Raw genomic sequence first — 27000 nt, 5'->3', positions numbered from 1 at the left:
TAGCGCCCTATGTTCGGCGCGTCGCCTCGCAAAACGGGGTGTTTGACCAAGGAAGCCAATTCATGCCGAGCCTGTTCGATCCCATCCAACTCGGCGCGATCGCCGCGCCCAACCGCATCCTGATGGCCCCGCTCACCCGCGGTCGGGCTAGCAAGGCGCATGTGCCGCAGCCGATCATGGGGGAATATTACGCGCAGCGTGCGAGCGCAGGCCTGATCATTTCGGAAGCCACCGGCGTCAGCCGGCAGGGGCTTGGCTGGCCATTCGCGCCGGGGTTGTGGACCGACGAGCAGACCGAGGCCTGGAAGCCCGTGGTGGCGGCTACCCATGCAGCCGGCGGGCGGATCATCGCCCAGCTTTGGCATATGGGACGGCAGCTGCATTCGTCGGTGATCGGCGAACAACCTGTGTCGTCATCGGCGACGGCAACGGCGGGGCAGGCGCATACCTATGAAGGCCGCCAGGATTTCGAAACCGCGCGTCCGCTGACGATCGATGAGATTCCGGGCCTGCTGGAAGATTATGCCCGTGCGACGCGCAATGCGATCGCTGCAGGATTTGACGGCGTGCAGATTCACGCGGCCAATGGCTATCTGATTGATCAGTTTCTGCGCAACGGCGCGAACCATCGCGATGACATTTACGGCGGCTCGATCGAAAACCGCACCCGCCTGCTGCGCGAAGTGACCGAGCGGGTTGCGTCGGTCGCAGGCGCGGATCGTACCTCGGTACGGCTTTCGCCCAATGGCGAATCGCAAGGCGTGGATGACAGCGATCCGCAGCCATTGTTCACGACGGCGGCGAAGATCCTGAGCGATATCGGCATCGGCTTCCTAGAACTGCGCGAGCCCGGTCCCGATGGCACTTTTGGTCGCACCGATGTGCCCCGCCTGTCGCCTGCCATTCGGGAGGTGTTTGCCGGACCGCTGGTGGTCAATTCGGATTATGTCACCGCAGAGGCTGCCCAGGCGGTGATCGGTTCGGGCGTGGCCGATGCCGTCAGCTTCGGCCGGAGCTTTCTGGCTAATCCCGATCTGCCGGAACGCCTGCGCACTGGTGCACCGCTCAACGCGAATGATTTCCGCACCTGGTACAGCCAGGGACCGGAAGGCTATATCGATTACCCGGCGCTGGAAACGGCAGCGGCTGAATAAAGCTTGTTCGCGCAGAGGCGCAGAGAACGCAGAGAAGAAGGGCGGTTCGCGCACGGCGCAGCCGCCCTTTTCATGGTGAAAGGCTATGAGCGCTCTGCGCGGTCTTTGAACGACGCCTCTGCGTCCTCTGCACCGCTGCGCGAACCTATAGCGGCACGAACTTCAGCGGCAGCCCGTCCTTGGGGCGGGGGATCGGCCAGGGTTGCCACTCGGCCCCGGCGCCTTCGGCCAGCTCGATCCGGTAGCGACGCAGCAATTGCACCATCAGGATGCGGATCTGCATTGTCGCAAAATGCAGCCCCAGGCACATATGCGCGCCGCCGCCGAACGGCACCCAGGCATATTTGTGCCGTCCGCGCACCTGATCAGGCGCAAAGCGCATCGGATCGAATTTTTCGGGCTCGGGCCAAATTTCCGGCATCATATGCGTGTAGGCGACCGCGATATTGCAATTGGCGCCCGCCGGAATCTGGTAACCGCCGAACTCGAACGGTTTCAACGCGCGGCGAGGGAGGGACGGCACCGGCGGAATCAGCCGCAATGCTTCCTTGAACGCAAAATCGGTCAGTTCGAGCTTGTCGAGCTGGCCATAAGCAAGCCCCTCATCATCGTTCAGCCCCAGATCGGCAATTTCTGCGCGCAGTTTTTCCTGCCATTCGGGATTGCGGCCAAGCAGCATCACCAGGCTCGTCGCTGATGACGTGATCGTGTCATGCGCGGCCATCATCAGGAAGTTCATGTGATCGGCGATCGCCATGTCAGACAGTGGCTGGCCGTCGTCATCGGTCGCGCGGCAGAATTGCGAGAAGAAATCCTGGCCGTCCCCGGCGCGACGCTTGGGAATTTCGCGCAGGAAGAAATCGACCAGATATTTGCGCGCCTTCACCCCCTTCGCCATCATGGTGCCGGGCAGCGGAATGCGAACGGGCGTCACGCTCGCCTGCACTTCGTCAACAAAGGCCTGGTTGATCTTGGTCGCTTCGGGGCCGAGCTCCATCCCCAAAAAGCTCTCGGCCGCCAGATCAAGCGTCAGTTCCTTGATCGCATCATAGAAGTTGATCGGCTTGTTGCCCCATGTGCTCACAGTCCGGGCGATTCCGCTGTTCAGCACCTCGGCATAATGGCGCATCGGCTCGGGCTTGAACGCGACGGCCATCACCTCGGCTCGGGCTTGAACGCGACGGCCATCACCCGGCGGTCGGCGCGGTGCTTCTCGAAATCCATCAGCATCAGCCCGCGCGGAAACAGCAGGTTGAGCAGTGGCCCCCAGCCCTGTTCGGACGAAAACACCTTGTCGCGATCAAATAGCAGCAATTCGTTGGCATCGGGGCCGACCATGTTGACCTGCGGCCCGCCAAAGGCGTTGTTGCGGAACACCGGGCCATAGGTGCTGATCATCCGCCGCCCGAACCCCACCGGATCGGCGAGCATGCGAAACGTGTTGCCCACCAGGGGCAGGCCGTCCTCGCCCGGAATATCGCGAATGGCGCTTTGCGGGATCTTGGGCAGCCAATGGGGATTGGCCTTGAAGGTGTGAGCGAGCGCCATGGGAGTCTCCGGCTGCATTACTTACATCAGTATAAGTAAGCTCGAGCCAAAAGACTAGCGGCTTGCCCGTCAGGCGCTGTTAAGTGCTGCCCGATCGAGCCAAGCGGTGATGGCGCTGCGGATCTGTTCGCGCACCCGCCGTTGAAGCAGAACGACCAGCGGTAACAGCAATACCGGGGAGATAAAGGCGAGGACGACCAGCGCAAAGGCGGCAACGGCGCCGCCGATCTTGACGCCGTTGATCGCTGATGCGCTGCCGGGATCAAGAATGATCGTGCGTGGGCCCCGGGCATCGAACAGGCGGTGCGTGGTAAAGGATGTGCGCCCGTCAAATGCGATCTTCTGTAGCTTGGCTGGCGGCGTTGGGGCGCTGATTTGCCGATCCGGGCGCGTGATCGGGGATTGTGCGACCAGGGGTCGCGGCACTGTCGCCCAATTGTCGATCACCACCAGCCGCCGGTTGCGTTCGACGATGCGATAGCGCGGCGGGGGCATCTGGCCGGGCATGGCTTCAGCCGAAGCGCGCCTTCAGCGCCATCATCGCGAGCGCAGCCTTGGCGGCCTCGCCGCCCTTGTCCTTGTCAGCAGGGTGCGCGCGGGCGAGCGCCTGGGCTTCGTTCTCGACGGTCAAAATGCCGTTGCCGATGCAGAGCCCGTCCATGCTGAGCGCCATTAATCCGCGTGCGCTTTCGCCTGCGACGATTTCGAAATGATAGGTCTCGCCGCGGATGACGACGCCCAGGGCGACAAAGCCGTCATAGGCGCCGGTTTCGGCCGCAAACGCAATCGCGCCGGGGATTTCGAGCGCACCCGGCACGGTGATCGTCTCATGCGCATGCCCCGCCGCCTCGATCGCGGCGCGGGCACCGTCGATCAGCATGTCGTTCAGGTGATCGTAGAACCGTGCTTCGACGATGAGAAATTTTGCCATGCTGTCCTCAAAATCAACCGTCATGCTGAACTTGTTTCAGCATCCATCGTGCCTCAGGTGCGGTTTTGCCGTCGGCGCAGTGGACCCTGAAACAAGTTCAGGGTGACGGCAACTGAAGTCATTCACCGCACGTCATTCCCCCCCTGTCCCCGGGATCGGCCGTTCGCCGACAATGCTCAGGCCATAACCGTCGAGCCCAACCAAGGTGTGGTGCGTGTTGGTGAGCAAAACCATGTCCTGCACGCCCAGTTCCGCCAAGATCTGCGCACCGACGCCATAGTCACGCAGTTCCTCGATTTCCGGCGCGCCGGCACCCTTGCCTTCGCCGCGCAGCTTGATGAAGCGCGATACGCTGTCCTTCATCGGCCGGTTGATCACCACGATCACCCCCGATCCCGCCTCGGCAATCGCCTCCATCGAACAGGAGAGCAGCCCCGATCGTTCGGAGACTTCGCCGAACATGTCGACGAACCAGGATGCGGTATGCATCCGAACCAGCGTTGGCTTTTCCGGGTCGATCCTTCCCTTCACCAGCGCGATCGTCTCGTCGCCGCTGGCCTTGTTGTAAAAGGTCATCGCCTTCCATTCGCCACCCCAGCGGCTCTGGAACGGCATTTCCGCGCGCTTTTCGACCAGATGATCATGCTTGCGGCGATAGGCGATCAGATCGCGGATCGTGCCCATCTTCAGATTGTGCAGCCGCGCGAACGATATCAGATCGTCCATTCGCGCCATCGTCCCGTCATCCTTCATGATCTCGCAGATCACGCCCGACGGGTTGAGCCCGGCCAGCCGCGCGACATCGACCGCCGCCTCGGTATGCCCGGCGCGCACCAGCACGCCGCCTTCGCGCGCGACCAGCGGAAACACATGCCCCGGCGTCACGATATCGTCGCGGCCCTTGGATGAATCGATCGCCACCGAAATGGTCCGCGCGCGGTCTGCCGCCGAAATGCCCGTCGTCACGCCTTCGCGCGCTTCGATCGAGGTTGTAAACGCGGTTTCGTGCCGGGTGCCGTTGGCGCGACTCATGAGCTCAAGCCCCAGTGCATCGACTCGCGCCTTGCTGAGCGACAGGCAGATCAGCCCGCGGCCATGCGTCGCCATGAAATTGATCGCATCGGGCGTCGCCATCTGCGCGGGGATCACCAGATCGCCCTCATTCTCGCGGTCTTCGTCATCGACCAGGATGAACATCCGGCCGTTACGCGCCTCGTCGATGATTTCCTCGATCGGGACGAGCGCCGGGCTGTCGTCGCTCGCGAAGATGAAGGTCTCCAGCTTGCGCAGCGTATCCGCGGTCGGGTTCCAGTCGGGCGATTCGAGATCGCGCAGCGTATTGGCGTGAAGCCCGGCCGCGCGGGCAAGGCCGGAACGGGACATACCCCCATCGGTGACAAGGCTGCGGAGTTTATCGATTAATTGCGTGCTCATGACATGCACTAATCACATCAAGATGTGACCGTCAAGCATGACAATCACATTAAAACTATCGCGTGCCGAGATAATCCTTCATCCGCGCCAGATAACGCGCCAACACATCGATCTCCAGATTCACTTCCTGCCCCAGCACGACATCGCCCAGTGCGGTCACCGCCCAGGTGTGCGGAATGATGTTGAGGTCAAAGGCGGTGGAACCGTCCGTGCGATCATGAACGGCATTGACGGTCAGCGACACCCCATCGACGGTGATCGACCCCTTGGTCGCGATGAAGGGCGCAATCTCGGGCGGGGCGATGACGACCAAGTGATGCGATCCGCCAACGACGGCGATCGAATCGATCATGCCGATTCCGTCGACATGTCCTGTCACGATATGCCCGCCCAGCTCGTCACCCAGTTTCATCGCGCGTTCCAGGTTCAGGCGACGGCCCTGCTGCCACTGGCCGGGCGCGGTGCGGCGGATCGTCTCATCGGACACATCGACCGCGAACCAGCCGGGGCCACCGGGGCCGGATTTGTCGATCACTGTCAGGCACACCCCCGAACAGGCAATCGATGCGCCCAGATCGATCCCGGTTGTGTCATAGGCGGTCTGAATGATCAGCCGGGTGTCGCCGTCCTTTTCAATCCGCTCGATGGTGCCGATATCGGTAATGATGCCTGTGAACATGGTTTACTCCCTCACCCGCTCGTAAACCTCGAGCCTGTCATCGCCAAGCGTCCGCGTATCGCCGTGCTGCCATCTGCCATGCGCTGTGCCCAGATCGCTCAGCCCAAATTCGCCTAGCGCCGCCTTGCCCGCCCCGATCAGGATCGGTGCGCGATACAGCAGCAGGCGATCGACCAGATTGTCCGCCAGGAACGCCGCGGCGGTCTGCGCGCCGCCCTCGACCAAAACGTCGTTGACGCCCGTCAGCAGCGCAACATCGGCTGGTTTGCGCAATACGCCCCATCCCGAGGGTGCTTCGGTCATCGTGGTGAGGACCAGCCGACGGGGCGATCGATCTTCAAGCCCCGCAAGCCGAACATCGAGTTTTGGCGCGTCGGCCTGGATCGTGTGGCGCCCGACGACGATCACTTCGTGCCGGGCACGTTCGAGGTGGCCGTGCGCCCGCGCCTGTGGTCCAGTGATCCACTGGCTCGTGCCGTCCGCGAGCGCGATTTGCCCGTCGAGCGACGTCGCGAGCTTCAGGGTAATATAGGGCCGCCCGAGTGCAAGTCGCGTCAGGAAGCCCGCCATGACGCTGAGCGCTGCGGCAGTACCTGGGCCGTGCGTCACGGCGATCCCTGCCGTTTGCAGCCTTTCGATGCCCTGTCCGCAGGTGCGCGCATCGGGATCAACCAGGGCGATGACGACGCGGGCCAGCTGTGCGTCGATTATCAGGTCGCTGCACGCCGGGCCACGGGGTGACACATGCGCACAAGGCTCAAGCGTGGTGTAAAGCGTCGCCCCCTTGGCAAATGCCCCCGCCTGTTCGAGGGCCATAGCCTCGGCATGCGGACGGCCGCCGGGTTGCGTCCAGCCCCGCCCGACCACGCGGTCATCCCGAACAATGATGCAGCCAACATTGGGGTTGGGGGCGGTGCGGCCCCGGCCACGTGCGCCCAGAGTCAGCGCAGCGGCCATCCAGCGCGCGTCGGCGACCGCGTTCGACGTGATCAGAGCCCGACGGCCTTCAACCGATCGTCGAGTTTCTTGAACTGCGCCTGCAATTCCTTCTCGCGGCGCAGTTGCTCGGCCTTTTCCTTGTCGCGCACGACCTGATCGATCTTCTGTTGCGCGACAATCTCTGCATTGGTGCGCGTCGCCGGCCATTGCTCAACATAGATGATGTTCTTCTTATACGGCTTTTCGACCCGCGAATCAGCCACAAAACCGGCGATTACTGCTGTCGTGATCAGGATCGATAGGGCCAGAAACCCCAGTTCATAGGGTTGCCGCTGCGACAGGAAGAATCGCAAATCGCGGATCGCGCGAAAGGGCGAGAGACGGGCGATAAAATTCATCGTGACAAAGATAGGGCGGGCAAGCAGCCAAGGCCAGCCCCCGGTTCTGCTCCAGTGCCGGTTTATGTCCGCAACCGCGCCAGCGCGCGTTCGCGCCCGATCAAGATCAGCATGGCTGCCATGTCCGGGCCGTGATCGCGGGCGGTCAGCGCGCGGCGCAAAGGGAGGAACAGTGCCTTGCCCGTTCGCCCGGTCTCGGCCTTGAGCTGCCCGGTAAGCGCCTTCCAAGGTTCAGCGCCCCAGTCGAGCGTTTCGACTAGCGCCGCTGCCCGTTCAAGGAAGCTGCGGTCCTCTGGCGCGACCGACGCTTCGATCGGCCCCTCGACCACCGCCCACCAGTCCTGCGCATCTGCGATCACCGTTAGATTCGGGCGGATTGCTTCCCACGCTATCTCATCCATTCCCGACGGCAGCTGTTCGGCAACGCGTGCAAACGGCAGCTGGTGGATGATTTTTGCGTTGAGCCCCTGCAGTTCGGTGTCGTCGAACCGCGCCGGTGCGCGTCCGAAATGCGCAAAGTCGAACCGCTCGAGCAACGGCGTGCGAACGACCAGCGGCTCGACCGGATCGCTGGTGCCCAGTCGCGCGAGCAACGCAATGATCGCCTCGGGTTCGATTCCCATCGCTCGAAACTCGGCCACGCCGACCGCGCCGAGTCGCTTCGACAGCTTCCCTTCGCTGCCCACCAGCAACGCGGCATGGCCGAAGCGCGGCGGCGCCATGCCCATCGCCGCGAACATCTGCAGTTGAAGCGCGGTGTTTGAAACATGGTCCTCGCCGCGCACAACATGGCTGATCCCCAGATCACCGTCATCGATCGCAGAGGGCAACATATAAAGCCACGATCCATCCGCCCGACGGATAACCGGATCGCTCATCGTCGCCGGATCAAACTTCTGCGGGCCACGCACCAGATCGTCCCAGGTAATCGGCGCATCATGATCGAGCTTGAAGCGGTAATGCGGGCGCACGCCCTCGCTTTCCAGCTTCGCGCGATCGGCATCGCTCAGTGCCAGTGCGGCACGGTCATAGACCGGTGGCAGCCCACGCCCGGCTGCGATCTTGCGCCGCAAATCAAGTTCCTGCGCGGTCTCATAGGCCGGATAGATGCGCCCGTCCGCCAGCAGCGCGTCAAAATGCCGCTGGTAAAGGTCAAACCGCTGCGACTGGCGCACCTCGGCATCGGGTTCGAGCCCCAGCCAGGCGAGATCAGCACGGATCGCCTCGACGAACCGCTCCTCGCTCCGCTCGGCATCGGTATCGTCAATCCGTAGCACAAACCGCCCGCCATTTTTGCGCGCCCAAAGCCAGTTGTGGAGCGCAGCGCGGATATTGCCGACATGGAGCGTGCCAGTGGGCGACGGGGCGAAACGGGTGGTGACGGTCATGGTGTCAGGACTTTCAGGCCAAGGGTCTGCGCCGCGCGACGCAGGGGGCCATCGGCGGTAAGCAAGGGAGCGTTGAGGCGGGCGGCCAGCAACGCATAGCTTGCATCATAGGCGCTCAACCCGGTCCGCAGGGCATGGTCGAGGATGGCACCAATTGATGGATCCGGCTCAATCTGGACGGCCGATAACATCGTTTCCGCGATCGCCACGGCATCCTGCATCTCTGCATCGTTGATGCGGCCACGCCGATAGGCGGTACGCAACAGATTAGCCACTTCGGCAGACCATATGGACGGCACATGGATAGGGGTGGATCGGCAGACTAACCGAGCAAATTCGGCAAAGGCACCACTTTCGTCAGGAATCAGGAACGTGCCAACCGACGAGGCATCGGCAATCACGATCATCGACGACCTTCGTTGATCCACTCCCGGATTTCTTCGGCTGTGGTTGGGCCATTTCTGGCCTTGATCTCTTGGCCAAGCTTGTACAACGCGTCTACCGCCGCGCGTTGCCGGGCCATCCGGTCTGCTGCGACCGGCACCAACTTCATATAGTCGCGACCATGGCGCGTGATGATGATGTCTTCGCCCCCTTCGGCAGCGGCCATGATTTCGGACATTTTGTCTTTGAATTGGGCAATGGGAATATGGCGCATGATTACCCCGATAATCTGGCCAGAATTATAGCCTAAATTCGCCTATGACACAATCGTGGCATTGCGTTCACGCTTCCCCGGATTATGAGGGCGGGGTGCAGCGAAGGGTGGCCGTTTAATGAAACTGATGACCGGCAATTCGAACCTGCTGCTGGCGCGTGACGTGGCGGGTTATCTCGACATCAACCTCACCGATGCCAGCGTGCGCCGCTTCGCCGATGAGGAAGTGTTCGTCGAAATCCACGAAAATGTCCGCGGCGAGGACGTGTTCGTGCTGCAATCGACCGGCTATCCCGCGAACGATAATCTGATGGAATTGCTGATCTGCATCGATGCGCTGAAGCGGGCATCGGCGCGGCGGATCACCGCAGTCATCCCCTATTTCGGCTATGCCCGGCAAGATCGCAAACCCGGCCCGCGTACGCCGATTTCCGCCAAGCTGGTCGCCAATCTTATCACTGTGGCAGGCGCCAACCGCGTGCTCTCGATCGATCTTCATGCCGGGCAGATCCAGGGCTTTTTCGATATCCCGACCGATAATCTGTTCGGTGCGCCCGTGATGTCGGCCGATATCGAGGCGCGCTATGGCGGGCAGAATCTGATGGTCGTCTCGCCCGATGTCGGCGGTGTGGTGCGCGCGCGGGCGCTTGCCAAGCGGCTCAACAACGCCCCGCTCGCTATCGTCGACAAGCGCCGTGAGCGTGCGGGCGAATCCGAGGTGATGAACATCATCGGCGATGTCGAAGGGCGCGTCTGCATCTTGATCGACGATATTGTCGATTCGGCGGGTACGCTCTGCAACGCGGCGGCGGCGCTGAAAACGGCGGGAGCTAAGGACGTGATCGCCTATTGCACCCACGGCGTGCTGTCGGGCGGGGCCGTCGCGCGGGTCGAAAACTCGGCGCTCAGCGAACTGATCATCACCGATTCGATCGGCCAGCATGAGGTGATCAAGGATGCCAAACGCATCCGCCTGCTGACGATTGCGCCCTTGCTGGGCGAAGCGATCAAGCGGATCGCCGACGAGTCGAGTGTCTCCAGCCTGTTCGATTAAGCGATCGCATCCCAGACCAGCTTGATGCCCACCAGAATCATCAGCCAGTAGATCACGGCATAGAAACGTGCCGGGGAAATGCGCCGCACCAGCCAGACGCCGACCAGGGTCGACAGGATCGCCAGCGGCATCAGCAATCCGGCGGTGACCAGATTGGCGGGGGTGAACTGGCCGAGTGCGGCATAGGCGGGCACTTTGATCCAGTTGATGATGCCGAAAAAGATCGCGGTCGTCCCGACCAGCACGTCGCGGTCAAGCTTGCGCGGCAGCACCCAGAGTTGAAACGGCGGCTGCCCGGCATGTGCCACCTGGCTGGTGAAGCCCGATGCGATGCCGCACAGCGCCCCCACCCAGCCGGGCGACGATGCGGGGGCGGCCACCCGTCCACCGCGATCGGTCCAGAGCCGGTACAGCCCGAACAGGATCGAAATCGCCCCGACCATCCCGAGCACGGCATCGGGCGACACCCGCGCGGCAAAGATGACACCCGCGCGGCAAAGATATAGCCAAGCGCGATGCCCAACGCGGCGCCCGGCACCATCCAGCCGAGCACATAGCCATCCCAGTTGCGGCGAAATGCCCAGATGCTCACCGCATCCTGTACGATCAGGATCGGCAGCATGATCGCGGCTGCCCGCACCGGCGAGATGACGAGCGCGAGCAGCGGGAGCGAAAGCGCGCCCATCCCCGCAAACCCGCCCTTGGCAAGGCCGAGCAGGATCACCGCCGGCACCGCCAGCGCATAGAACCAGGGATTATCGATCAATGATGATAGCGCCGAATCAACTGCGCGCGGGCGCCCGCACGCCCGCCATTTCGCGACGCTTCAGCTCGGCTTTCAGCACTTCGGGTTTGGGCGCATAAATGAAGCCGAAGCTCACCGTGCCATGCTTGGTTTCCACCACATGGTGCAGCCGGTGCGCCTGAACAATGCGCTTCATGTAATTCCAGCGCGGCACATAGCCGGTCTCAAGCCGCCGGTGGACGATGATGTCGTGAAAGCCGAGATAGATCGCGCCATAGCCCGCAATCCCGGCGCCGATCCACGTCGCCCAATCGCCCGTCGTGCCACTCGTCCCCAGCACGAGCAAGACGATGGAGGGCGTCGCGAAAATCACGAAATACCAGTCGTTCAGCTCCCAGAATCCCGTGCGCGGGCGGTGGTGGCTTTCGTGCAGAAACCAGCCGAATCCGTGCATCACCCAGCGATGGACGACATAGGCGAAAATCTCCATCCCCAGGATGGTCGCAAAGAACAGCGCGAAACCGGCAATGATCGACATAACGCCGATATAACGAACGCTTCGCGCGAAGGCGAGGGCGTGCCGATACATCTTTAGGGGCGTATCTGGATTTGGCGGTCGCACTGTGCTTAAGGCGTCTGCATTCCCGATCCTTGCAAAGGCGCTGGCCCCCCATGAACATCCATGAATATCAAGCCAAGGAGCTGCTCGCCAAATTTGGCGTGCCCGTGCCCGCCGGTTTTGCCGCAATGAGTGTCGACGAAGCCGTTGCCGCCGCCGCCAAGCTCCCCGGGCCACTTTATGTCGTAAAAGCGCAGATTCATGCCGGTGGGCGCGGCAAGGGCAAGTTCGTCGAGCTGCCCCCCGAAGCCAAGGGCGGCGTCCGCCTCGCCCGCAGCGCCGATGAAGTCCGCGCGGCAGCCACCGACATGCTCGGCAACACGCTGGTGACGATCCAGACCGGCGAGCATGGCAAGCAAGTCAACCGGCTCTACGTGACCGACGGCGTCGATATCGCCAAGGAATTCTACCTCGCCTTGCTCGTCAACCGCGCCAGCGGCCGGATCGGCATGGTCGTCTCCACCGAAGGCGGAATGGACATCGAAACCGTCGCGCATGACACGCCCGAAAAGATTCACACGATCGATGTCGATCCTGCGACCGGCTTCATGCCGCATCATGGCCGCGCCGTCGCCGATGCACTCGGGCTGAAGGGTGATCTTGCCAAGCAGGCCGCCAATGTCGCGTCGAAGCTGTACGACGCGTTTCTCGGCACCGATGCCGCGCAGATCGAGATCAACCCGCTCGCCGTCACCACCGACAACCGCCTGCTCGTGCTCGATGCCAAGGTCGGCTTCGATGCCAACGCGCTGTTCCGCCACAAGGACCTGATGGAACTTCGCGACGAGACCGAGGAAGACCCGGCCGAACTCGAAGCGAGCAAATACGATCTCGCCTATATCAAGCTCGACGGTGATATCGGGTGCATGGTCAACGGCGCCGGCCTCGCCATGGCGACGATGGACATCATCAAGCTGAACGGCATGTTCCCCGCCAATTTCCTCGACGTGGGCGGCGGCGCCAACAAGGAAAAGGTGACGGCGGCGTTCAAGATCATCCTCGCCGATCCGAACGTGAAGGGCATCCTCGTCAACATTTTCGGCGGCATCATGAAATGCGATGTCATCGCCGAGGGGATCGTCGCCGCGGCAAAGGAAGTGAACCTGTCGGTGCCTCTGGTCGTTCGGTTGGAAGGTACCAATGTGCAGGCGGGCAAGGATATCCTCGCCAATTCGGGCCTCGCCATCGTCCCCGCCAATGATCTGGGCGATGCCGCACGGAAAATCGTCGCCGAGGTGAAAGCGGCGGCGTAAGAGGGTCAGCATGACGGAGAATGTCGAAAACCTGCTGCTCGAGCATATGAAGCGCTTTCAGGCGTCGCTTGATCGTATCGAGCGCGAATTGCGCGATCTGAAAACGCGGGTCGCCAACCTCGAAAGCGGGCAAGCATCGATTATCCAGCATCTGGCCCATTTTTCGGCGGCCGACGCGGCTCAGCAAGTCGCGATCGACCATGTCAGCGAACGCCTCGACCGGATCGAACGGCGACTTGAACTGGCAAACTAATTGACGCTGTTGCTTGCCGGGAATCCGGCGACGTGCATTGGAGAGTATGCGAATGAAGATACTGGTCCCCGTCAAGCGCGTGCTTGACTATAACGTAAAGCCCCGCGTCAAGGCGGATGGGTCGGGCATCGATCTGGCCAACGTCAAGATGAGCATGAATCCGTTTGACGAGATCGCGGTGGAAGAGGCGATCCGCCTGAAGGAAAAGGGCGTCGCGACGGAAATCGTCGCCGTCTCGATCGGTGAGGCCAAGGCGCAGGAAACGCTCCGCACCGCGCTGGCGATGGGCGCTGACCGCGCGATCCTGATCGTCACCGAAGACCGGGTCGAGCCGCTGGGCATCGCCAAGCTGCTCAAGGCAATTGCCGATGAGGAACAGCCCGGGCTGATCATCCTCGGTAAGCAGGCGATCGATGACGATAACAACCAGACCGGCCAGATGCTCGCCGCGCTCACCGGCTGGGGCCAGGGCACCTTTGCGAGCGCGGTCGAGGTCAGCGGCGATACCGTCAAGGTGACGCGCGAAATCGACGGTGGCTCCGAAACCGTCGATCTCAAGCTCCCCGCGATCGTCACCACTGATCTGCGCCTGAACGAGCCGCGCTATGCATCGCTGCCCAACATCATGAAGGCCAAGTCGAAGCCGCTCGCGCAGAAGACCGCGGCTGATTACGGCGTCGATATCGCCCCGCGCATCACGACGCTGAAGGTCGAGGAACCCGCCAAGCGTAGTGCTGGCGTCAAGGTAGCGGACGTAGATGAGCTGATCGGCAAGCTGAAGACATTGGGAGTTGTTGCATGAAGACGCTGGTTTGGGTCGAGCATGACGGCGCGGTCGTCAAGGATGCCACGCTCGCAACGGTCACCGCCGCGAGCCAGATGGGCGACGTGCACCTGCTCGTTGCAGGACAAGGCGTCGGTTCTGTTGCAGAACAAGCCGCCAAGATCGCCGGCGTGGGCAAGGTCCATGTCGCTGATGACGCCGCCTATGCGCATGCACTGGCCGAGAATGTCGCGCCCCTCGTCGCCGAGCTGATGGGCCATCACGATGCGTTCGTCGTGCCCTCCACCTCGACCGGCAAGAACATTGCCCCGCGCGTGGCGGCCCTGCTCGATGTCATGCAGATCAGCGACATCCTGTCGGTTGAGGGCGACAATACCTTCACCCGCCCGATCTATGCGGGCAACGCGATCGCCACGGTCAAGTCGTCGGACGCCAAGCTGGTAGTGACGGTGCGCGGCACCGCCTTCGCCAAGGCCGCGACCGAAGGTGGTTCGGCGACGATCGAAGCGATCGGCTCGACCGGCGAAAAGGGTGTCTCCACCTTCGTCTCGTCCGAGATCGCCGCTTCCGAACGCCCCGAACTCACGAGCGCGAAGATCATCGTATCGGGCGGGCGGGCACTGCAGAATGCCGAGAATTTCACGAGCATCATCGAACCCCTTGCCGACAAGCTCGGCGCAGGCGTCGGCGCGAGCCGCGCAGCGGTGGACGCAGGTTACGTCCCCAACGACTATCAGGTCGGCCAAACCGGCAAGATCGTCGCCCCCGAAGTGTACATCGCGGTCGGCATCTCGGGCGCGATCCAGCATCTCGCGGGCATGAAGGACTCGAAGGTCATCATCGCGATCAACAAGGACGAAGACGCCCCGATCTTCCAGGTGGCGGATATCGGCCTGGTCGGCGATCTGTTCAAGCTGGTGCCGGAGCTTACTGAGAAGCTTTGAGGCCAGTCTGCGGGATGACGGTGGTCACCGATCAGCTCGACTTTGATAAGGACGGGGCGGTCCTGCATGCCGGGGCCGCCCTTTCGATTCTGTCGGCACTCGAAGCCGAATTGGCGGATGTACCACCCGATCTGGCTGGCGCACGCCTTTATAACCGAGCCGGTTTGAGTGCGCTGCTGGATGTGACCGGTCCGATCGGTTCGCTCACTGCCCAAATGTTGGGGAGTGATGCTCATGCGATAAGGGCAATCCTGTTCGACAAGACCGCTGCGACCAATTGGGCGCTAGGCTGGCATCAGGATCGGACGATCGCGGTCAAGGAACGCGTCGATGTCGCGGGCTATGGGCCTTGGTCGATCAAGGCGGGCGTGCACCATGTCGAGCCACCCTTTGCGGTCATTGAGCAGATGGTGACGCTTCGTATCCACCTCGATCCGGTGCCTGCCGACAATGCGCCTTTGTTGATCGCCCCGGGGTCGCATCGATTTGGTCGTGTTCCCGAATCGGAAGTACCGGCATTGGTGGTGAGGTGCGGAACGCATGCCTGCCTCGCCGATCGAGGCGATGTGTGGGTGTATCGCACACCAATCCTGCACGCATCGGCCGCTGCGACGTCCGTTACCGGTCGGCGTGTGCTGCAAGTCGACTATAGCGCCGAGCAGCTCGCTCATGGTTTGCGCTGGGCTGGGGTCTGATCGGAACGGTCAGTGAATGGCAGATAATGATGCCTAGCTGCCGTCCGCCTGTTCTACCCAGCGCCGAAATACGCCGATCACACTGCCGAGATCGAGTGGGCCACATGCTGCCTTGAAGACATTGTCATTTACGTCGGCAACCCACCAGCTACCCAATCGCTTCCATTCGTCCAGATCGTCGGCAGGCTCCCCTACGGTTACGCTCTCAAAGGCCCTTCCTTCGAGATTCGTTTCCTGCAGATCAATCGCTACTGTCCAACCGGGATTATCCAGCGTGTCAATCTTGACGCCGTAAGAATGCTCCCAGTCGTCGTTACATTCCGCGAGATACCAAGAAGTAAGCCAGTTCAAGTTGTCGTCGCTCATGACCGGATAATCGTTGAAGTGGTAAACGTCTGCAAGTAGCTGAAACCTGATTGGACCCCAACGTCACCCCGGCCTTGTGCCGGGGTCCACCGGGCGACTGGAGGGTGCGCTAAAGCTGATTGGTGCTCGCCAGGGTTGAGATGGGCCCCGGCACAAGGCCGGGGTGACGAAGCGCGGAGAGTGCCAACCGCTGTCGCCCGCAGCGCTCCAACTCCCCCTGTAAATGTTGGGATTCATCTGCCATCCATTCACCCGTGCGGTGTCGATTGGCGCCGGCCAGTGCCGCGCCGGTTTTTTAGAATAGGTCATCACTTTCATCACCTTTCGCGAAGGGACGTTCGATTCGGTATCCGATCCTGCTCGCTATGGCTGGCCCGTCGCTCCCCCAGCAAACGCGCGAATTTGCGGCACCCGCAACGAAAGCAATGGCAACCAGCAACTTCCGCAACTTTGCAGGCGCCGGGCCGCGCGATGGAGTGACCTGTCTTGACTGAAAAGCACCGCATCGCCGTCGTTCAGGCGGGCTCCACCCTGTTCGACACCCCCGCCACGCTCGATCGCATGGCCGCGCATGTCGACACGATACGCGCGCAGCAGGTCGAGCTGGCGGTGTTCCCCGAAGCCTATGTCGGCGGCTATCCCAAGGGGCTCGATTTCGGGGCGCGGGTGGGGTCGCGCACCCCCGCCGGGCGCGATGATTTCGCGCGCTACTGGCAATCGGCGATCGAGGTCCCCGGCCCCGAAGTCACGCGCATGGCGGAGATGGCGGCCAGCGCCAACGCAACGCTGGTCGTCGGCGTTATCGAGCGCGCGGGCTCCACGCTTTACTGCACCGCGCTCACCTTCGGCCCCGATGGCACGCTGCTCGCCCGCCACCGCAAGCTGATGCCAACCGCCAGCGAGCGGCTGATCTGGGGGCAGGGTGATGGCTCGACGCTTCAGGTGGCCGATACGCCCATTGGCAAGGTCGCAGCGGCGATCTGCTGGGAGAATTACATGCCCGCACTCCGCCAGCATTATTATGCGGGCGGGGTGGAATATTACTGCGCGCCGACAGTCGATGATCGCGATATCTGGCAGACGACGATGCGCCACATCGCCTATGAGGGCCGCTGCTTCGTGCTGAGCGCCTGTCAGTACATGACCCGCGCCGATGCGCCCGCCGATTATGACTGCATCCAGGGCAATGACCCCGCCACCGTGCTGATCCGCGGTGGCAGCGTGATTATGGGGCCGATGGGGGATGTGCTCGCCGGACCGGTTGATGGCGCGGAGGCGGTGCTGGTTGCCGATATCGATCCGATCGATATCGTGCGCGGGCGCTATGATCTCGACGTCAGTGGCCATTATGCCCGGCCAGATGTCTTTACGCTGGCGGTCGATACGCGCGCACGTTCGGCGGTCACCACCCGAACCACCGATCAGGGGGATGAATGATATGCTGATGTGTTCACTGCTGATGCTCGCGCAAGCGGCGGCAACGCCCGCACCCCCGCCCGCCGATCCCGCCACCGCTGCCCGCATCGAAAAGCTGCTCACCGCCAATCCGGTGATCGACGGGCATAATGATCTGCCCTGGGAAATCCGCACCAAATACGCCGCCAAGGTGGAATCGGTCGATCTCACCAAGGACACGTCGAAACTGCCCTTCCCGCTGCAGACGGATATTCCGCGCCTCCGCAAGGGCCATGTCGGCGCGCAATTCTGGTCGGTGTGGATTACCGCAGATAATCTCGGGCCGCGCGCGGTGGAGATGACGCTGGAGGAGATCGACATCGTCAAACGCTTCGTCGCCGCCAATCCGGGCGCGTTCGAGATGGCAGGGACTGCCGCCGATATCCGCCGGATCGAAAAGGCAGGCAAGATCGCCTCGCTGATGGGGGTGGAGGGCGGCCACCAGATTGACGGGCGGCTCTCGGTGCTGCGGCGCTATCATGATCTCGGCGTGCGCTACATGACGCTCACCCACACACTCAGCCTGCCTTGGGCCGATGCCTCGACCGACGATCCGCGCTCTGGCGGACTAAGCGCGTTCGGCAAGCAGGTGGTGGCCGAGATGAACCGAATCGGGATGATGGTCGATATCAGCCATGTCTCCGATGCGACGCTGGCGGCGGTGCTGGAAGTGACCAAGGCCCCGGTCATTGCTTCGCATTCGGTGGTGCGCGCGCTCGACAATGCACCGCGCAACATTCCCGATGAACTGCTCACCGCGATCGGCAAGAATGGCGGGGTCGTGATGGTCAATTTCTACCCCAGCTTCGTCTCGCAGGCGTGGCGAGACTGGGACAAGGCCCGCAGCGATTACGCCAAATCGGTCGGCGCATCGGCGGAGGTCTATGGCCCCAATGCGACCGCACCCGTGCTGGCATGGGAAGCGACTCATCCCGAACCAATCGTTACCTCGGCAACGATCGCCGATCATGTCGATCACATCGCCAAGCTGGCGGGCAAGGCGAGCGTCGGCATCGGCAGCGATTATGACGGCATCAACGGCACGTCCCCACGCGACATGACCGGGGTCGACGGCTACCCGGCGCTCTTCGCCGAACTCGCCCGCCGCGGGTGGAGCGATGCCGATCTCGCAGGGCTGGCACGCGGCAACATCCTGCGGGTGATGGAAAAGGTGGAGGCGGTCGCGAAATCGATGGTCGGCATGCCGCCGATCGATGCGACCGACCGGCCCTAAAAACCGCTCAGAAAACTGATCACGTTGTTGCCGAGCGCATCGACCGCATAGCCGCCCTCCATCAGGATCACCGTTGGCCAACCGCGCGCGGCGATATCGGCGGCGAGGACAGCATAATCGGCGGTGGCGAGTTTCAGATGGCTGATCGGGTCACCCTCCCAGGTATCCGCCCCGAAGCTGACAACGAGCAGATCGGGGGCAAAACTGGCGATGGCATCGAGCGCAGTGGTTTGCGCCACGCGGAATCCGGCCATCGTCGTCCCCTGCGGCAGCGGCAGGTTGAGGTTGGCCGCCAGCCCGTCGCCATCACCGCGTTCATCGGCATGGCCCCAGTAGAATGGATAATCAGTCGCCGGATCGGCATGGAGGCTTGCATAGAACACATCGCCGCGATCGTAGAAAATGTCCTGCGTGCCGTTGCCGTGGTGATAATCGATGTCGAGGATGGCGACCCGGCCCGCGCCCCCATCACGCGCCGCCTGTGCCGTGATCGCGGCGGAGTTGAGGTAGCAATAGCCGCCGAGATAATCCGCCCCAGCATGATGCCCTGGCGGCCGGCACAGCGCGAATGCCGCGCGGTCGCCACCTTGCACCGCCGCCAGCGCCGCCAGCGCGGACTGGGTACTCCAATAGGCCGATTGATAGGTGTCAGCAGTCAGCGGGGTCGAGGCATCGAAGCTATACTGCCCCACCAGCGCATCGATCCGGTTGAGCGTCAGCGGCCGCCTGCCGACCACCGGCCACACATAGCCCATCACATCCCCCGGCCGCCCCGCCGCCGCCCATTTGGCAGGCGCGGTCTGCAGGAAATCGAGATAGTCCGCGCCGTGCACCGCCCGGATCGCCGCGTCGCCGCGATCGTCGGGTTCTTCCAGGCCACCCAGCGCCGTCGCCATCGCCTCGCCCCGCGCCGGGCTTTCGGCATAGGCGGTGAACCCGCCATTATGCAGCTCCTGCAGCGGCGCATGGGCCAGCTGGTTGGGGGAAAAGAAACGGCGCATCGGGTTAGTCCTTTGCAGCTAGGGCGCAAATCAGGTCAACGGCATAGCGTGGCGTAAGAAAGCCCGCGAGGGAGAATGGGAAGCGCCAAGTTTAGCTGGCCACCCGTCCGCCAGCGGGTACAATGGTTAACGAATCGTGGGCGTCAGTCGGGGGGCAAAGATGACATTCAATCTGTTCGAGATGGCGGCGCTCATTCTCGCAGCAACAACGGTGGCATGCTGGATCAATGCCAATACGTTGAAGTTGCCGGTCGCCGTCGGCCTGTTGATTGTGGGGCTTGCCGTTAGCGGCGCCATCGCGCTCACCGATATGTTCAGTCCCGGGCTCGGCGCGGGGGCGGTGTTCCGCCTGCTTGAACGCCAGATCGATTATCCCGCACTCGTGCTCAATTTCCTGCTCTGCTATTTGTTGTTTGCGGGCGCAATGAACGTCAATCTGGATGCCATGATCCGACGAGGCTGGGCCGTCGCCATGCTGGCGCTGTTCGGCACGGTCATCACTGCCTCCCTGATTGCCGCCGCATTTTGGGCGCTGTGCCACGCGCTGGGGATCGCCATGCCGGTCAGCTGGGCGCTCGTGTTCGGCGCGCTGATCAGCCCAACCGATCCGATCGCGGTGCTCGCGATGACCAAACGCACCGATCTGGAACCCCATTTGCAAGCAACGCTGGAGGGGGAAGCGCTGTTTAACGACGGTGTTGCGGTTGTCCTGTTCAAGGCATTGCTGGCCTATGCGATTGGCCAGACTGCAGTCGGCGGCGGCCATACCGATTTCTCTGTCATCGCTCAGCATGCCGCGATTGAGGCGTTTGGCGGCATCGCGCTGGGGCTGGCGGTGGCGGTGGTGGCCGTTGTGGTGCTCTACGCCGTCAACGATTGGATCACCGAAACGATGATTACGATCGCCACGGCAACCATCGTTTATGCGGTTGCGCTGCATTTCGAATTGTCCGGCCCGTTGGGCGTGGTGGCTGCCGGGCTCGTGATGGCATCGCAATGGGCGCGGCAGGCGCTGGCACCCCATGCCAAGGAATATGTCCACGTATTCTGGCACATTGTTGATGAAGGCATGAACGCTGTGCTGTTTTTCCTTGTCGGCATCAAAGCAATTGCGCTTAGCTTGTCGCCGCTGGCGCTGCTGTTGATGGCGGCGGGTGCGGCAATGGTGCTGGCAGCCCGCTGGATTGCGGTATCGTCGCTAGGGGTCATGCTGCTGGCAGTGGGCAACAAGATACCGCTGAAATTTTATAACGTCCTTACCTGGGCCGGGGTCCGCGGCGGGCTGTCAGTGGCAATGGTGCTGTCGTTGCCCGATATTCCCGAACGCCAGGCGATTTTTGCAGCGACGCTGGGGGTCGTGATTTTCTCCATTGTTGTCCAGAGCATGACAATGGAGGCGCTTGCGCTCAGGACCGGCTATGGCAGTGCCAAGGCCGATCCCGAGCCGACGCATTGATCACGCGCGGCCAAGCGCCTCGGCGATTAGGTTGCGGCTGTTCTCGATGCCGTAGAGTGCGATAAAACTGCCCATGCGCGGGCCCTGGCTCGATCCGAGCAGGGTTTCGTACAGGGCGCCGAACCAGTCACGCAGATTGTCGAACCCGCCTTCGTTGCCGATGGCGTAGACGATGTTCTGCAGATCGACCGCCGATGTGTCGGCGGGGAGCGGCGCCAGCTCTCGATCGAGCCGTTCGAGCGCGGCGATTTCCACCCCTGCCGGCTTGCGCCGCACCAGGGTCGGCGCGACGAAATCGCGATTGTACGCCAGCGCATGGCCGATCAGCGCATCGAGTTCGGCTGGGATATCTCCCTCGACATAATTGCTCAGATAACCGCGCACCTGCTCCGCCGTTGCGCCCGCGCCGAGCACGCCGACCAGGTTGAGCAGCAAGCCGAAGGTCACCGGCGGATTGGTGCCGGGCACCTCCCCGTCATGGATATGATGCGCCGGATTGCCGAGCTTCTGTTCCACCGGCTGATCGGCATAATTGCCACGGAACTGGAAATACTCGTCCACCGCGCGCGGGATGACGCCGATGTGAAGCTGCTTGGCCTTTTTGGGCTCACGATAGGCGAAGAACGCCAGACTCTCCTGCGTGCCATAATCGAGCCATTGCTCCAAGGTCAGGCCATTGCCCTTGGACTTGGAGATTTTCTCGCCCTTTTCGTCGAGGAACATCTCGTAAATCAGCCCCTCGGGCGGGCGACCGCCGAGCACCCGGGCGATCTTGCCCGACTGGATGCCGCTGTCGATCAGGTCCTTGCCGTACATTTCATAATCGACGCCAAGCGCGACCCAGCGCATTGCCCAATCGACCTTCCATTGCAGCTTGGCCTGCCCGCCGAGCACGCTTTGCGTCAGGACTTCCCCATCGGCATCGGTAAAGCGGATCAGCCCGGCATCAGCGTCGATCACCTCGACCGGCACCTGCAGCACCACACCCGTCTTCGGGCTGATCGGCAACACCGGCGAATAGGTCGCGGCGCGTTCCTTGCGAAGCGTCGGCAGCATGACGCCCATGATCGCGTCATAATGTCGCAACACGCCCTTTAGCGCCTCGTCGAACACCCCGGCTTCGTATTGCGACGCCGACGAGATGAACTCGTATTCGAAACCGAAACGATCGAGGAAATCGCGCAGCATAGCATTGTTGTGCGCGGCAAAGCTCTCGAACTTGCCGAACGGATCGGGGATGCGGCTGAGCGGCTTGCCGAGATGCTCGGTCAGCATCACCTGGTTGGGGACATTGTCCGGCACTTTACGCAAGCCATCCATGTCATCAGAAAATTCGATCAGCCGCGTCGGCGCGTCCGACATCGCCTGAAATGCGTGGCGCACCATCGTCGTGCGCAGCACTTCGTTGAAGGTGCCGATATGCGGCAGGCCCGACGGACCATAGCCGGTTTCGAAAATGATCGCGGCGCCATCTGGCTTGCCATCCGGGTAGCGTTTCAGCAGCTTGCGCGCCTCTTCATAAGGCCAGGCCTTTGAAGCGAGTGCAGCGGCGCGCAGTTCAGTCACAAGTTGCCCTTTCGTTCCGGTATCGGCAAAGCTGATGGGGATGATCGCTTCTTTGCCTTATCCCGCGCTCCACGCAAGCCATGGTGGGATCTGGATTGCGCGGGATGGCCAGACCCGGCAGGTCGGGCGGGGCGAGGCGATGCGGATTGCGGCGGATACGCCGGTGATCGTGCTCAACGCTGCGCTGATCGGGCAACGGCTTGGTTATGCCGAATTGTCGGGGCTCGATCTGCTTGAACTGTTCGCGTTCCTGCATCCGGCGCGCTTCATGGTGCCCACGCCGCGCGGCCTCGCTCGCGCAGCGGGGCTGAGCGAACCGGGGCGCGACGACGAAATCGCGCCGTTCCTCGCAACGGCAGCGGCGGCGCTGATTGCGCAGACGGCAGGCGACTGGCCCGAGCGCGAGGGGGCGTGGACAGCGCTTCAAGCACTGGCTCGATTGCGTTGGCCATGGGTGCCTTTGCTGACGGACAAGATTGCCAAGCCGGAAACGGCCGAGCGCTGGTTGTTTTCCAAATTGCCCGAATGGACTGAGGGCGCACCCCGCCCCGCCCCGCGAAGCATCACGATTGATCCAGTCGATACGCAAGCGCGGCTCACAGCGCTGACGGGCAGCGCGGCGGAGCAACGCCCCGGCCAACGCGCCTTTGCCGATGCGGCGGCGCAGGCCTTCGCGCCCCGCATGGCGCGCGATGCACCCAATCTGGTGCTGGCTGAAGCAGGGACCGGGATCGGCAAGACGCTTGGCTACCTCGCGCCCGCTTCGCTCTGGGCGGAACAGGCTGGCGGGGCGGTATGGGTGTCGACCTTCACCAAGACGCTGCAGCGCCAACTTTCCCATGAAAGCGCACGGCTGTTCCCTGATGCGGCAGTGCGCAAGGCGAAGGTGGTAACGCGAAAAGGGCGGGAGAATTACGCCTGCCTGCTCAATCTGGAGGATGCGCTGCAAGGCGGCTTTCAGGGCCGGGCGGCGGTGCTGGCGCAACTCGTCGCGCGCTGGGCCGCCTATACCGTCGATGGCGACATGATCGGTGGGGATCTGCCGGGCTGGCTGCCGACGCTGTTTCGCCGCAATGGCCCGACCGCGCTCACTGACCGGCGCGGCGAGTGCGTTTATGCCGGCTGCCCGCATTACCGCAAATGCTTCATCGAGCGGGCGGCCCGGGCGAGTGCTGATGCCGATATCGTTATCGCCAATCACGCGCTGGTGATGGTGAACGCCGCGCGCGGCCGCGAAACCGCGACCCGGCCATCGCACTATGTGTTCGACGAAGGCCATCATCTGTTCGACGCCGCCGATTCGATGTTCGCCACCGCGCTGACGGGTCAGGAGACAATCGAGCTTCGCCGATGGGTGATTGGGCCGGAAACAACCGGGCGCGGACGACGGCGCGGGCTGGCGGCGCGCTTGTCCGACGTGGCGAGCTATGACGAGGCGGGCGCGCGGGCGATTACCGAGGCAGGCGATGCGGCGCGCGCTTTGCCCGCTGATGGCTGGATCGGGCGGCTGAACGAAGGGCAACCCTTCGGCGCGATCGAGGCATTGCTCGCGGCGGTACGCGGGCTCGTTTATGCGCGTGACGACAGTACCGAGGATGCAGGCTATGGCTTGGAAACCGAGCTGGCCGAACCCGATGCCGCGCTGATCGAGGCGGCGGGGGAGGCGACCCAGGCACTCGATTCGCTTTATCGCCCGCTGGTGGCACTCGGCCGGCGGCTCGAGGCGGTGCTTGAGGATGCACCCGACTGGATGGATGGCCCGGCCCGCGCGCGGATCGAGGGCGCGATTGCCTCGCTTGGCTGGCGGGTCGACACGGTTGCGGCCTGGCTGGCGCTGCTCGCCCGGATCGGCGGCCCGGCCGATCCCGATTTCGTCGACTGGCTTGCGGTCGAGCGCGTCGAGGGACGCGAATATGATGTCGGCGTGCATCGCCGCTGGCTCGATCCCACCCGTCCCTTTGCCGAAATCGTGCTGAAACCCGCCCAAGGCGCGCTGGTGACGTCGGCAACACTGACCGGCGGCGGTGCTGACCGCCACGAGGGCTGGGCGGTGGCCGAAGCACGGACAGGGGCACTGCACCTTTCCCGGCCAGCCACTCATTTCGAAGCACCGAGCCCGTTCGATTACGCATCGGCAGCCGAAGTGCTGATCGTCACCGATGTGAAGCGCGGCGACATGGGGGCACTCGCCAATGCTTATGCCCGGCTGATTGCGGCGGCAGGCGGCGGGACGCTGGGTCTGTTCACCGCGATTCGACGGTTACGGGTCGTCCACGCACGCATTGCCGATCGGCTCGCACGCGAGGGACTGGCGCTCCATGCCCAGCATGTCGATCCGATCGATACCGGCACACTGGTCGACATTTTTCGCGATGATGCCCGTGCCTCATTGCTCGGCACCGATGCGTTGCGCGACGGGGTGGATGTTCCCGGCCATTCGCTGCGCTTGGTGGTGATGGAGGGGGTGCCCTGGGCCAAGCCAAGCGTGCTGCATGCCGCGCGGCGTCTGGCGGGCGGCGGGGCGGCCTATGACGACCGGCTGGTGCGCGCGCGGCTGGCACAGGCGTTCGGGCGGCTGATCAGACGGGCGGATGACCGCGGTTCGTTCGTGCTGCTGTCGGCGGCCATGCCGTCGCGCTTGTTGAGTGCTTTTCCGGCTGGGGTACCAATTGCACGGGTGACGCTCGACGAGGCGATTGATCGAGTCACACAGCGTCTTTCATCCGTCGCGTCGCTGAGGCATGAGGGCGTAACGAGCGCCTGAGACGGAGGGGGGCATGAAGACGCTGACGCTGCTCAGGCATGCCAAATCGGGGTGGGATGATCCCGTCGCGCGCGATTTCGATCGGGCGTTGAATGCGCGCGGTAAGCGCGGGGCTGCGCAGATCGGCCAGTATCTTGCTGATCATGGGCTGGTTTACGATTATATCCTTGCGTCACCAGCCGTGCGGGTGACGCAAACGCTCGACTGTCTGGCGTCAAATTACACGCTGGCGGTGTCGCCCGAATGGGAACGGCGAATCTACCTCGCTTCGGCGGCAACGCTGCTGGAGCTGGTCGCGGCGTTACCCGATTCGGCCAATAACGTCCTGCTGGTGGGGCATAACCCAGGTCTTGAGGATTTGGTGCTGATGCTGGTGCCAGTAGGGGCGGATGCCCAAGACGCCCAACCCTCTCTGCGTGACGCAGTGGAGATCAAGTTCCCGACGGCCAGCCTTGCCGAACTGCAGGTGGATTGTGCGACTTGGGCGGAATTCCCCGCGCTGCCCGCCACGCTATCGCGGTTCGTGCGCCCACGAGATCTTGATCCGTCGCTGGGGCCAGACGAAAGCGATTAGGTAATCACGACGGCGAACCGCCCAGCTTGGCTTTCAGCGCCGCAAGTGCACTAAATGGCCCCACCTGATCCTCCTGCAGGACGCCCGACGCGCGCAGCGTGGCTTCAGCATCGGCACTTCGGGGAAAGGGTTCGAGCGCGAGCGCCATCGTTTCAGCTGCGGCTTCGCCCAGATCGATCTCCCCGTTTTCATATGGAATGATGTCGAGTGCATCTGCGGTAAGCTCGATCTCGTCACGCGCGGGTTCGTCGTCATCATCGACAAAGCGCAGCGCCACGCTTTCATCGATCCTTGCTGGCACCGGTTCCCCGGTCACGACGCAAGGCTGGGTGACATGGGCGATGATCCGCCCGCGCGTAACGATGCCGATCTCATCACGCTGCACCGTAAAGTCGGCGCGCAGTTCCTCGATCGCGATCAGGGCAAATCGCTCGGCAAGCGCCGCTCGCTCGCCGGGCTCTGCCGCGATGTGGACCGTGCGCGGCGCCTCGCCGATCGTGTCGACCCGTTCGGTCCGAGAAAATTCGGGTGTCGTCATCGCAGCTGCCCGCGCAAGATTGCCGCCGTGTCGAGCGCGGCCAGCGTGTCACGCAGTGCCAGCAACCGGCCAATGCTATGGTCAAGCGCGGCCATGCCCGGATCATCGCCCCGGTACAGGTTGCGTTTGATCGCTGGCAGCAGATCGCCCGCCGCCAGCCCGTCGCGATAGGCACCCAGCCGGCCGCCCAGCATGCTCATCATCTGGCCGACATACTTGCCGATGCCGACATCGCCCACCCCGCTCTGGCGGAGCTGGTTGTCCATGTCGGTGATAAACTGTTCGGTCAGACGGGCACTGGGCTCGGCGGCGGTCGAATCGGTCTCCAGACGCAGCAGCACGAACGCCAGGATCGCCGCGATCATATCGAACCGGCCGTCCATCGTATCGGGGACAGCACCGTCGATATACCAGTGCTCGGCGCGGCCTTCGGCAATGATGGCATCGTATAACGGCGCCGTGGCCGGTGGCTGCTTTTCACCGAAAATTCTGTCAATCAATCCCATCAGCTTCCCATCTTTCGCCGCAACGTTACGGTGCGCCTTGTTTGCTGGCGTCCCCCGGCATATT

30 protein-coding genes and 1 pseudogene are annotated in these 27000 nt (G+C 62.9%); 12 read left to right on the top strand and 19 right to left on the bottom strand.

The genetic code is table 11. The features are described from left to right. Positions 1-62 precede the first annotated feature (62 nt). Entirely contained in the window at positions 63-1154 is a 1092-nt protein-coding gene (locus B7Y49_RS09120) for an alkene reductase (RefSeq protein WP_374127274.1), read from the top strand. A gap of 145 nt (positions 1155-1299) precedes the next feature. On the opposite strand, the gene B7Y49_RS09115 is transcribed toward B7Y49_RS09120, so the two are convergent. From B7Y49_RS09115 to B7Y49_RS09065, 11 genes are all read right to left on the bottom strand, one after another. Then, positions 1300-2310, bottom strand: coding sequence for a cytochrome P450 (locus B7Y49_RS09115; protein WP_374127273.1), 1011 nt, complete (start codon positions 2308-2310; stop codon positions 1300-1302). Beyond that, positions 2310-2702: a hypothetical protein gene (locus tag B7Y49_RS09110; protein ID WP_374127272.1), complete on the bottom strand. Its 393-nt coding sequence runs from the start codon at positions 2700-2702 to the stop codon at positions 2310-2312. The genes B7Y49_RS09115 and B7Y49_RS09110 overlap by 1 nt, the downstream gene beginning before the upstream one ends. A gap of 69 nt (positions 2703-2771) precedes the next feature. Then, positions 2772-3209, bottom strand: coding sequence for a hypothetical protein (locus B7Y49_RS09105; protein WP_374127271.1), 438 nt, complete (start codon positions 3207-3209; stop codon positions 2772-2774). A gap of 4 nt (positions 3210-3213) precedes the next feature. Further along, positions 3214-3633 carry a 6,7-dimethyl-8-ribityllumazine synthase gene (ribH, locus tag B7Y49_RS09100; RefSeq protein WP_374127270.1) on the bottom strand — a complete coding sequence of 140 codons (420 nt, stop codon included), beginning with the start codon at positions 3631-3633 and terminating at the stop codon, positions 3214-3216. A gap of 132 nt (positions 3634-3765) precedes the next feature. Then, complete coding sequence (gene ribB, locus B7Y49_RS09095; protein WP_374127269.1) at positions 3766-5067, bottom strand: 3,4-dihydroxy-2-butanone-4-phosphate synthase; 1302 nt, start codon at positions 5065-5067, stop codon at positions 3766-3768. A 55-nt stretch (positions 5068-5122) separates the two neighbouring features. Beyond that, entirely contained in the window at positions 5123-5746 is a 624-nt protein-coding gene (locus B7Y49_RS09090) for a riboflavin synthase (RefSeq protein ID WP_374127268.1), read from the bottom strand. 3 nt (positions 5747-5749) lie between these two features. Beyond that, on the bottom strand, positions 5750-6703 hold the full coding sequence (gene ribD, locus B7Y49_RS09085; protein ID WP_374127267.1) for a bifunctional diaminohydroxyphosphoribosylaminopyrimidine deaminase/5-amino-6-(5-phosphoribosylamino)uracil reductase RibD: 954 nt from the start codon (positions 6701-6703) through the stop codon (positions 5750-5752). Between the two features lie 32 nt (positions 6704-6735). Continuing rightward, positions 6736-7083: a hypothetical protein gene (locus B7Y49_RS09080; protein ID WP_374127266.1), complete on the bottom strand. Its 348-nt coding sequence runs from the start codon at positions 7081-7083 to the stop codon at positions 6736-6738. Positions 7084-7145: 62 nt separating this feature from the next. Then, complete coding sequence (gene gltX / locus B7Y49_RS09075; protein WP_374127265.1) at positions 7146-8471, bottom strand: glutamate--tRNA ligase; 1326 nt, start codon at positions 8469-8471, stop codon at positions 7146-7148. After that, a complete protein-coding gene (locus B7Y49_RS09070) occupies positions 8468-8878 on the bottom strand; it encodes a type II toxin-antitoxin system VapC family toxin (RefSeq protein ID WP_374127264.1) in 411 nt (136 codons plus the stop codon). The genes gltX and B7Y49_RS09070 overlap by 4 nt, the downstream gene beginning before the upstream one ends. After that, on the bottom strand, positions 8875-9129 hold the full coding sequence (locus tag B7Y49_RS09065; RefSeq protein WP_374127263.1) for a type II toxin-antitoxin system Phd/YefM family antitoxin: 255 nt from the start codon (positions 9127-9129) through the stop codon (positions 8875-8877). Before B7Y49_RS09065 ends, B7Y49_RS09070 begins: the two co-directional genes overlap by 4 nt. Before the next feature lie 118 nt (positions 9130-9247). On the opposite strand from B7Y49_RS09065, the gene B7Y49_RS09060 reads away from it, so the two are divergent. Then, entirely contained in the window at positions 9248-10183 is a 936-nt protein-coding gene (locus B7Y49_RS09060; protein ID WP_374127262.1) for a ribose-phosphate pyrophosphokinase, read from the top strand. Here B7Y49_RS09060 and B7Y49_RS09055 read toward each other — a convergent pair. The 3 genes and pseudogenes from B7Y49_RS09055 to B7Y49_RS09045 form a co-directional block, all read right to left on the bottom strand. Beyond that, a complete protein-coding gene (locus B7Y49_RS09055) occupies positions 10180-10650 on the bottom strand; it encodes a sulfite exporter TauE/SafE family protein (protein WP_374127261.1) in 471 nt (156 codons plus the stop codon). The two genes, B7Y49_RS09060 and B7Y49_RS09055, sit on opposite strands and share 4 nt — an antisense overlap. A gap of 104 nt (positions 10651-10754) precedes the next feature. After that, a pseudogene (locus B7Y49_RS09050) lies at positions 10755-10868 on the bottom strand (sulfite exporter TauE/SafE family protein); the annotation flags it as partial. A 97-nt stretch (positions 10869-10965) separates the two neighbouring features. Further along, a complete protein-coding gene (locus B7Y49_RS09045) occupies positions 10966-11466 on the bottom strand; it encodes a beta-carotene hydroxylase (RefSeq protein ID WP_374127260.1) in 501 nt (166 codons plus the stop codon). 134 nt (positions 11467-11600) lie between these two features. Here B7Y49_RS09045 and sucC point away from each other — a divergent pair, with 134 nt between their 5' ends. The 5 genes from sucC to B7Y49_RS09020 are packed head-to-tail and all read left to right on the top strand — an operon-like array spanning position 11601 to position 15476. After that, a complete protein-coding gene (gene sucC / locus B7Y49_RS09040) occupies positions 11601-12800 on the top strand; it encodes a succinate--CoA ligase subunit beta (protein ID WP_374127259.1) in 1200 nt (399 codons plus the stop codon). A 10-nt stretch (positions 12801-12810) separates the two neighbouring features. Beyond that, a complete protein-coding gene (locus tag B7Y49_RS09035) occupies positions 12811-13053 on the top strand; it encodes a hypothetical protein (RefSeq protein WP_374127258.1) in 243 nt (80 codons plus the stop codon). A 52-nt stretch (positions 13054-13105) separates the two neighbouring features. Beyond that, positions 13106-13855 (top strand): electron transfer flavoprotein subunit beta/FixA family protein, encoded by a 750-nt coding sequence (locus B7Y49_RS09030; RefSeq protein WP_374127257.1) that lies wholly within the window; start codon positions 13106-13108, stop codon positions 13853-13855. Further along, complete coding sequence (locus B7Y49_RS09025) at positions 13852-14781, top strand: electron transfer flavoprotein subunit alpha/FixB family protein (protein ID WP_374127256.1); 930 nt, start codon at positions 13852-13854, stop codon at positions 14779-14781. The genes B7Y49_RS09030 and B7Y49_RS09025 overlap by 4 nt, the downstream gene beginning before the upstream one ends. A gap of 14 nt (positions 14782-14795) precedes the next feature. Then, complete coding sequence (locus tag B7Y49_RS09020; protein WP_374127255.1) at positions 14796-15476, top strand: phytanoyl-CoA dioxygenase family protein; 681 nt, start codon at positions 14796-14798, stop codon at positions 15474-15476. Positions 15477-15509: 33 nt separating this feature from the next. Here B7Y49_RS09020 and B7Y49_RS09015 read toward each other — a convergent pair whose 3' ends face one another. After that, the gene (locus B7Y49_RS09015) at positions 15510-15842 is read right to left on the bottom strand and encodes an immunity 53 family protein (protein ID WP_374127254.1); all 333 of its coding nucleotides are present in this window, start codon (positions 15840-15842) and stop codon (positions 15510-15512) included. A 486-nt stretch (positions 15843-16328) separates the two neighbouring features. On the opposite strand from B7Y49_RS09015, the gene B7Y49_RS09010 reads away from it, so the two are divergent. Next, positions 16329-17279 (top strand): carbon-nitrogen hydrolase family protein, encoded by a 951-nt coding sequence (locus B7Y49_RS09010; RefSeq protein WP_374127253.1) that lies wholly within the window; start codon positions 16329-16331, stop codon positions 17277-17279. A gap of 1 nt (position 17280) precedes the next feature. Continuing rightward, a complete protein-coding gene (locus B7Y49_RS09005) occupies positions 17281-18531 on the top strand; it encodes a dipeptidase (protein ID WP_374127252.1) in 1251 nt (416 codons plus the stop codon). Here the strand turns inward: B7Y49_RS09005 and B7Y49_RS09000 are convergent. Next, complete coding sequence (locus tag B7Y49_RS09000) at positions 18528-19532, bottom strand: histone deacetylase family protein (protein WP_374127251.1); 1005 nt, start codon at positions 19530-19532, stop codon at positions 18528-18530. The genes B7Y49_RS09005 and B7Y49_RS09000 overlap by 4 nt on opposite strands. Positions 19533-19692: 160 nt before the next feature. On the opposite strand from B7Y49_RS09000, the gene B7Y49_RS08995 reads away from it, so the two are divergent. Beyond that, on the top strand, positions 19693-20988 hold the full coding sequence (locus B7Y49_RS08995) for a sodium:proton antiporter (RefSeq protein ID WP_374127250.1): 1296 nt from the start codon (positions 19693-19695) through the stop codon (positions 20986-20988). Here B7Y49_RS08995 and B7Y49_RS08990 read toward each other — a convergent pair whose 3' ends face one another. After that, positions 20989-22554, bottom strand: coding sequence for a lysine--tRNA ligase (locus tag B7Y49_RS08990; protein ID WP_374127249.1), 1566 nt, complete (start codon positions 22552-22554; stop codon positions 20989-20991). Between the two features lie 40 nt (positions 22555-22594). Between B7Y49_RS08990 and B7Y49_RS08985 the strand changes: the two genes are divergently transcribed. Together B7Y49_RS08985 and B7Y49_RS08980 are read left to right on the top strand one after the other, a co-directional pair. Beyond that, complete coding sequence (locus B7Y49_RS08985; RefSeq protein ID WP_374127248.1) at positions 22595-25318, top strand: ATP-dependent DNA helicase; 2724 nt, start codon at positions 22595-22597, stop codon at positions 25316-25318. A gap of 13 nt (positions 25319-25331) precedes the next feature. Further along, positions 25332-25892, top strand: coding sequence for a histidine phosphatase family protein (locus B7Y49_RS08980; protein ID WP_374127247.1), 561 nt, complete (start codon positions 25332-25334; stop codon positions 25890-25892). A 4-nt stretch (positions 25893-25896) separates the two neighbouring features. On the opposite strand, the gene B7Y49_RS08975 is transcribed toward B7Y49_RS08980, so the two are convergent. After that, complete coding sequence (locus B7Y49_RS08975) at positions 25897-26430, bottom strand: DUF177 domain-containing protein (protein WP_374127246.1); 534 nt, start codon at positions 26428-26430, stop codon at positions 25897-25899. Then, on the bottom strand, positions 26427-26936 hold the full coding sequence (locus tag B7Y49_RS08970; protein ID WP_374127245.1) for a ubiquinol-cytochrome C chaperone family protein: 510 nt from the start codon (positions 26934-26936) through the stop codon (positions 26427-26429). The genes B7Y49_RS08975 and B7Y49_RS08970 overlap by 4 nt, the downstream gene beginning before the upstream one ends. Positions 26937-27000 lie beyond the last annotated feature (64 nt).

It is taken from the genome of Sphingomonas sp. 28-62-11 (assembly GCF_002278865.1).
Classification (GTDB): Bacteria; Pseudomonadota; Alphaproteobacteria; order Sphingomonadales; family Sphingomonadaceae; genus Sphingomonas.
This window is presented reverse-complemented; position numbering and strand designations above follow the sequence as displayed.

Bases quoted from the DNA above. Each gene is read 5' to 3' on its own strand.
- ribH (WP_374127270.1), bottom strand. From the start codon at position 3,633: ATGGCAAAATTTCTCATCGTCGAAGCACGGTTCTACGATCACCTGAAC.
- B7Y49_RS09035 (WP_374127258.1), top strand. From the start codon at position 12,811: ATGACGGAGAATGTCGAAAACCTGCTGCTCGAGCATATGAAGCGCTTT.
- B7Y49_RS08995 (WP_374127250.1), top strand. From the start codon at position 19,693: ATGACATTCAATCTGTTCGAGATGGCGGCGCTCATTCTCGCAGCAACA.
- B7Y49_RS09060 (WP_374127262.1), top strand. From the start codon at position 9,248: ATGAAACTGATGACCGGCAATTCGAACCTGCTGCTGGCGCGTGACGTG.
- B7Y49_RS08985 (WP_374127248.1), top strand. From the start codon at position 22,595: ATGATCGCTTCTTTGCCTTATCCCGCGCTCCACGCAAGCCATGGTGGG.
- B7Y49_RS08975 (WP_374127246.1), bottom strand. From the start codon at position 26,430: ATGACGACACCCGAATTTTCTCGGACCGAACGGGTCGACACGATCGGC.
- B7Y49_RS09000 (WP_374127251.1), bottom strand. From the start codon at position 19,532: ATGCGCCGTTTCTTTTCCCCCAACCAGCTGGCCCATGCGCCGCTGCAG.
- sucC (WP_374127259.1), top strand. From the start codon at position 11,601: ATGAACATCCATGAATATCAAGCCAAGGAGCTGCTCGCCAAATTTGGC.
- ribB (WP_374127269.1), bottom strand. From the start codon at position 5,067: ATGAGCACGCAATTAATCGATAAACTCCGCAGCCTTGTCACCGATGGG.
- B7Y49_RS09090 (WP_374127268.1), bottom strand. From the start codon at position 5,746: ATGTTCACAGGCATCATTACCGATATCGGCACCATCGAGCGGATTGAA.
- B7Y49_RS09080 (WP_374127266.1), bottom strand. From the start codon at position 7,083: ATGAATTTTATCGCCCGTCTCTCGCCCTTTCGCGCGATCCGCGATTTG.
- B7Y49_RS09120 (WP_374127274.1), top strand. From the start codon at position 63: ATGCCGAGCCTGTTCGATCCCATCCAACTCGGCGCGATCGCCGCGCCC.
- B7Y49_RS09025 (WP_374127256.1), top strand. From the start codon at position 13,852: ATGAAGACGCTGGTTTGGGTCGAGCATGACGGCGCGGTCGTCAAGGAT.
- ribD (WP_374127267.1), bottom strand. From the start codon at position 6,703: ATGGCCGCTGCGCTGACTCTGGGCGCACGTGGCCGGGGCCGCACCGCC.
- gltX (WP_374127265.1), bottom strand. From the start codon at position 8,471: ATGACCGTCACCACCCGTTTCGCCCCGTCGCCCACTGGCACGCTCCAT.
- B7Y49_RS09045 (WP_374127260.1), bottom strand. From the start codon at position 11,466: ATGTCGATCATTGCCGGTTTCGCGCTGTTCTTTGCGACCATCCTGGGG.
- B7Y49_RS08970 (WP_374127245.1), bottom strand. From the start codon at position 26,936: ATGGGATTGATTGACAGAATTTTCGGTGAAAAGCAGCCACCGGCCACG.
- B7Y49_RS09105 (WP_374127271.1), bottom strand. From the start codon at position 3,209: ATGCCCGGCCAGATGCCCCCGCCGCGCTATCGCATCGTCGAACGCAAC.
- B7Y49_RS09015 (WP_374127254.1), bottom strand. From the start codon at position 15,842: ATGAGCGACGACAACTTGAACTGGCTTACTTCTTGGTATCTCGCGGAA.
- B7Y49_RS09020 (WP_374127255.1), top strand. From the start codon at position 14,796: ATGACGGTGGTCACCGATCAGCTCGACTTTGATAAGGACGGGGCGGTC.
- B7Y49_RS09065 (WP_374127263.1), bottom strand. From the start codon at position 9,129: ATGCGCCATATTCCCATTGCCCAATTCAAAGACAAAATGTCCGAAATC.
- B7Y49_RS09115 (WP_374127273.1), bottom strand. From the start codon at position 2,310: ATGGCCGTCGCGTTCAAGCCCGAGCCGATGCGCCATTATGCCGAGGTG.
- B7Y49_RS09030 (WP_374127257.1), top strand. From the start codon at position 13,106: ATGAAGATACTGGTCCCCGTCAAGCGCGTGCTTGACTATAACGTAAAG.
- B7Y49_RS08980 (WP_374127247.1), top strand. From the start codon at position 25,332: ATGAAGACGCTGACGCTGCTCAGGCATGCCAAATCGGGGTGGGATGAT.
- B7Y49_RS09070 (WP_374127264.1), bottom strand. From the start codon at position 8,878: ATGATCGTGATTGCCGATGCCTCGTCGGTTGGCACGTTCCTGATTCCT.
- B7Y49_RS09110 (WP_374127272.1), bottom strand. From the start codon at position 2,702: ATGGCGCTCGCTCACACCTTCAAGGCCAATCCCCATTGGCTGCCCAAG.
- B7Y49_RS09005 (WP_374127252.1), top strand. From the start codon at position 17,281: ATGCTGATGTGTTCACTGCTGATGCTCGCGCAAGCGGCGGCAACGCCC.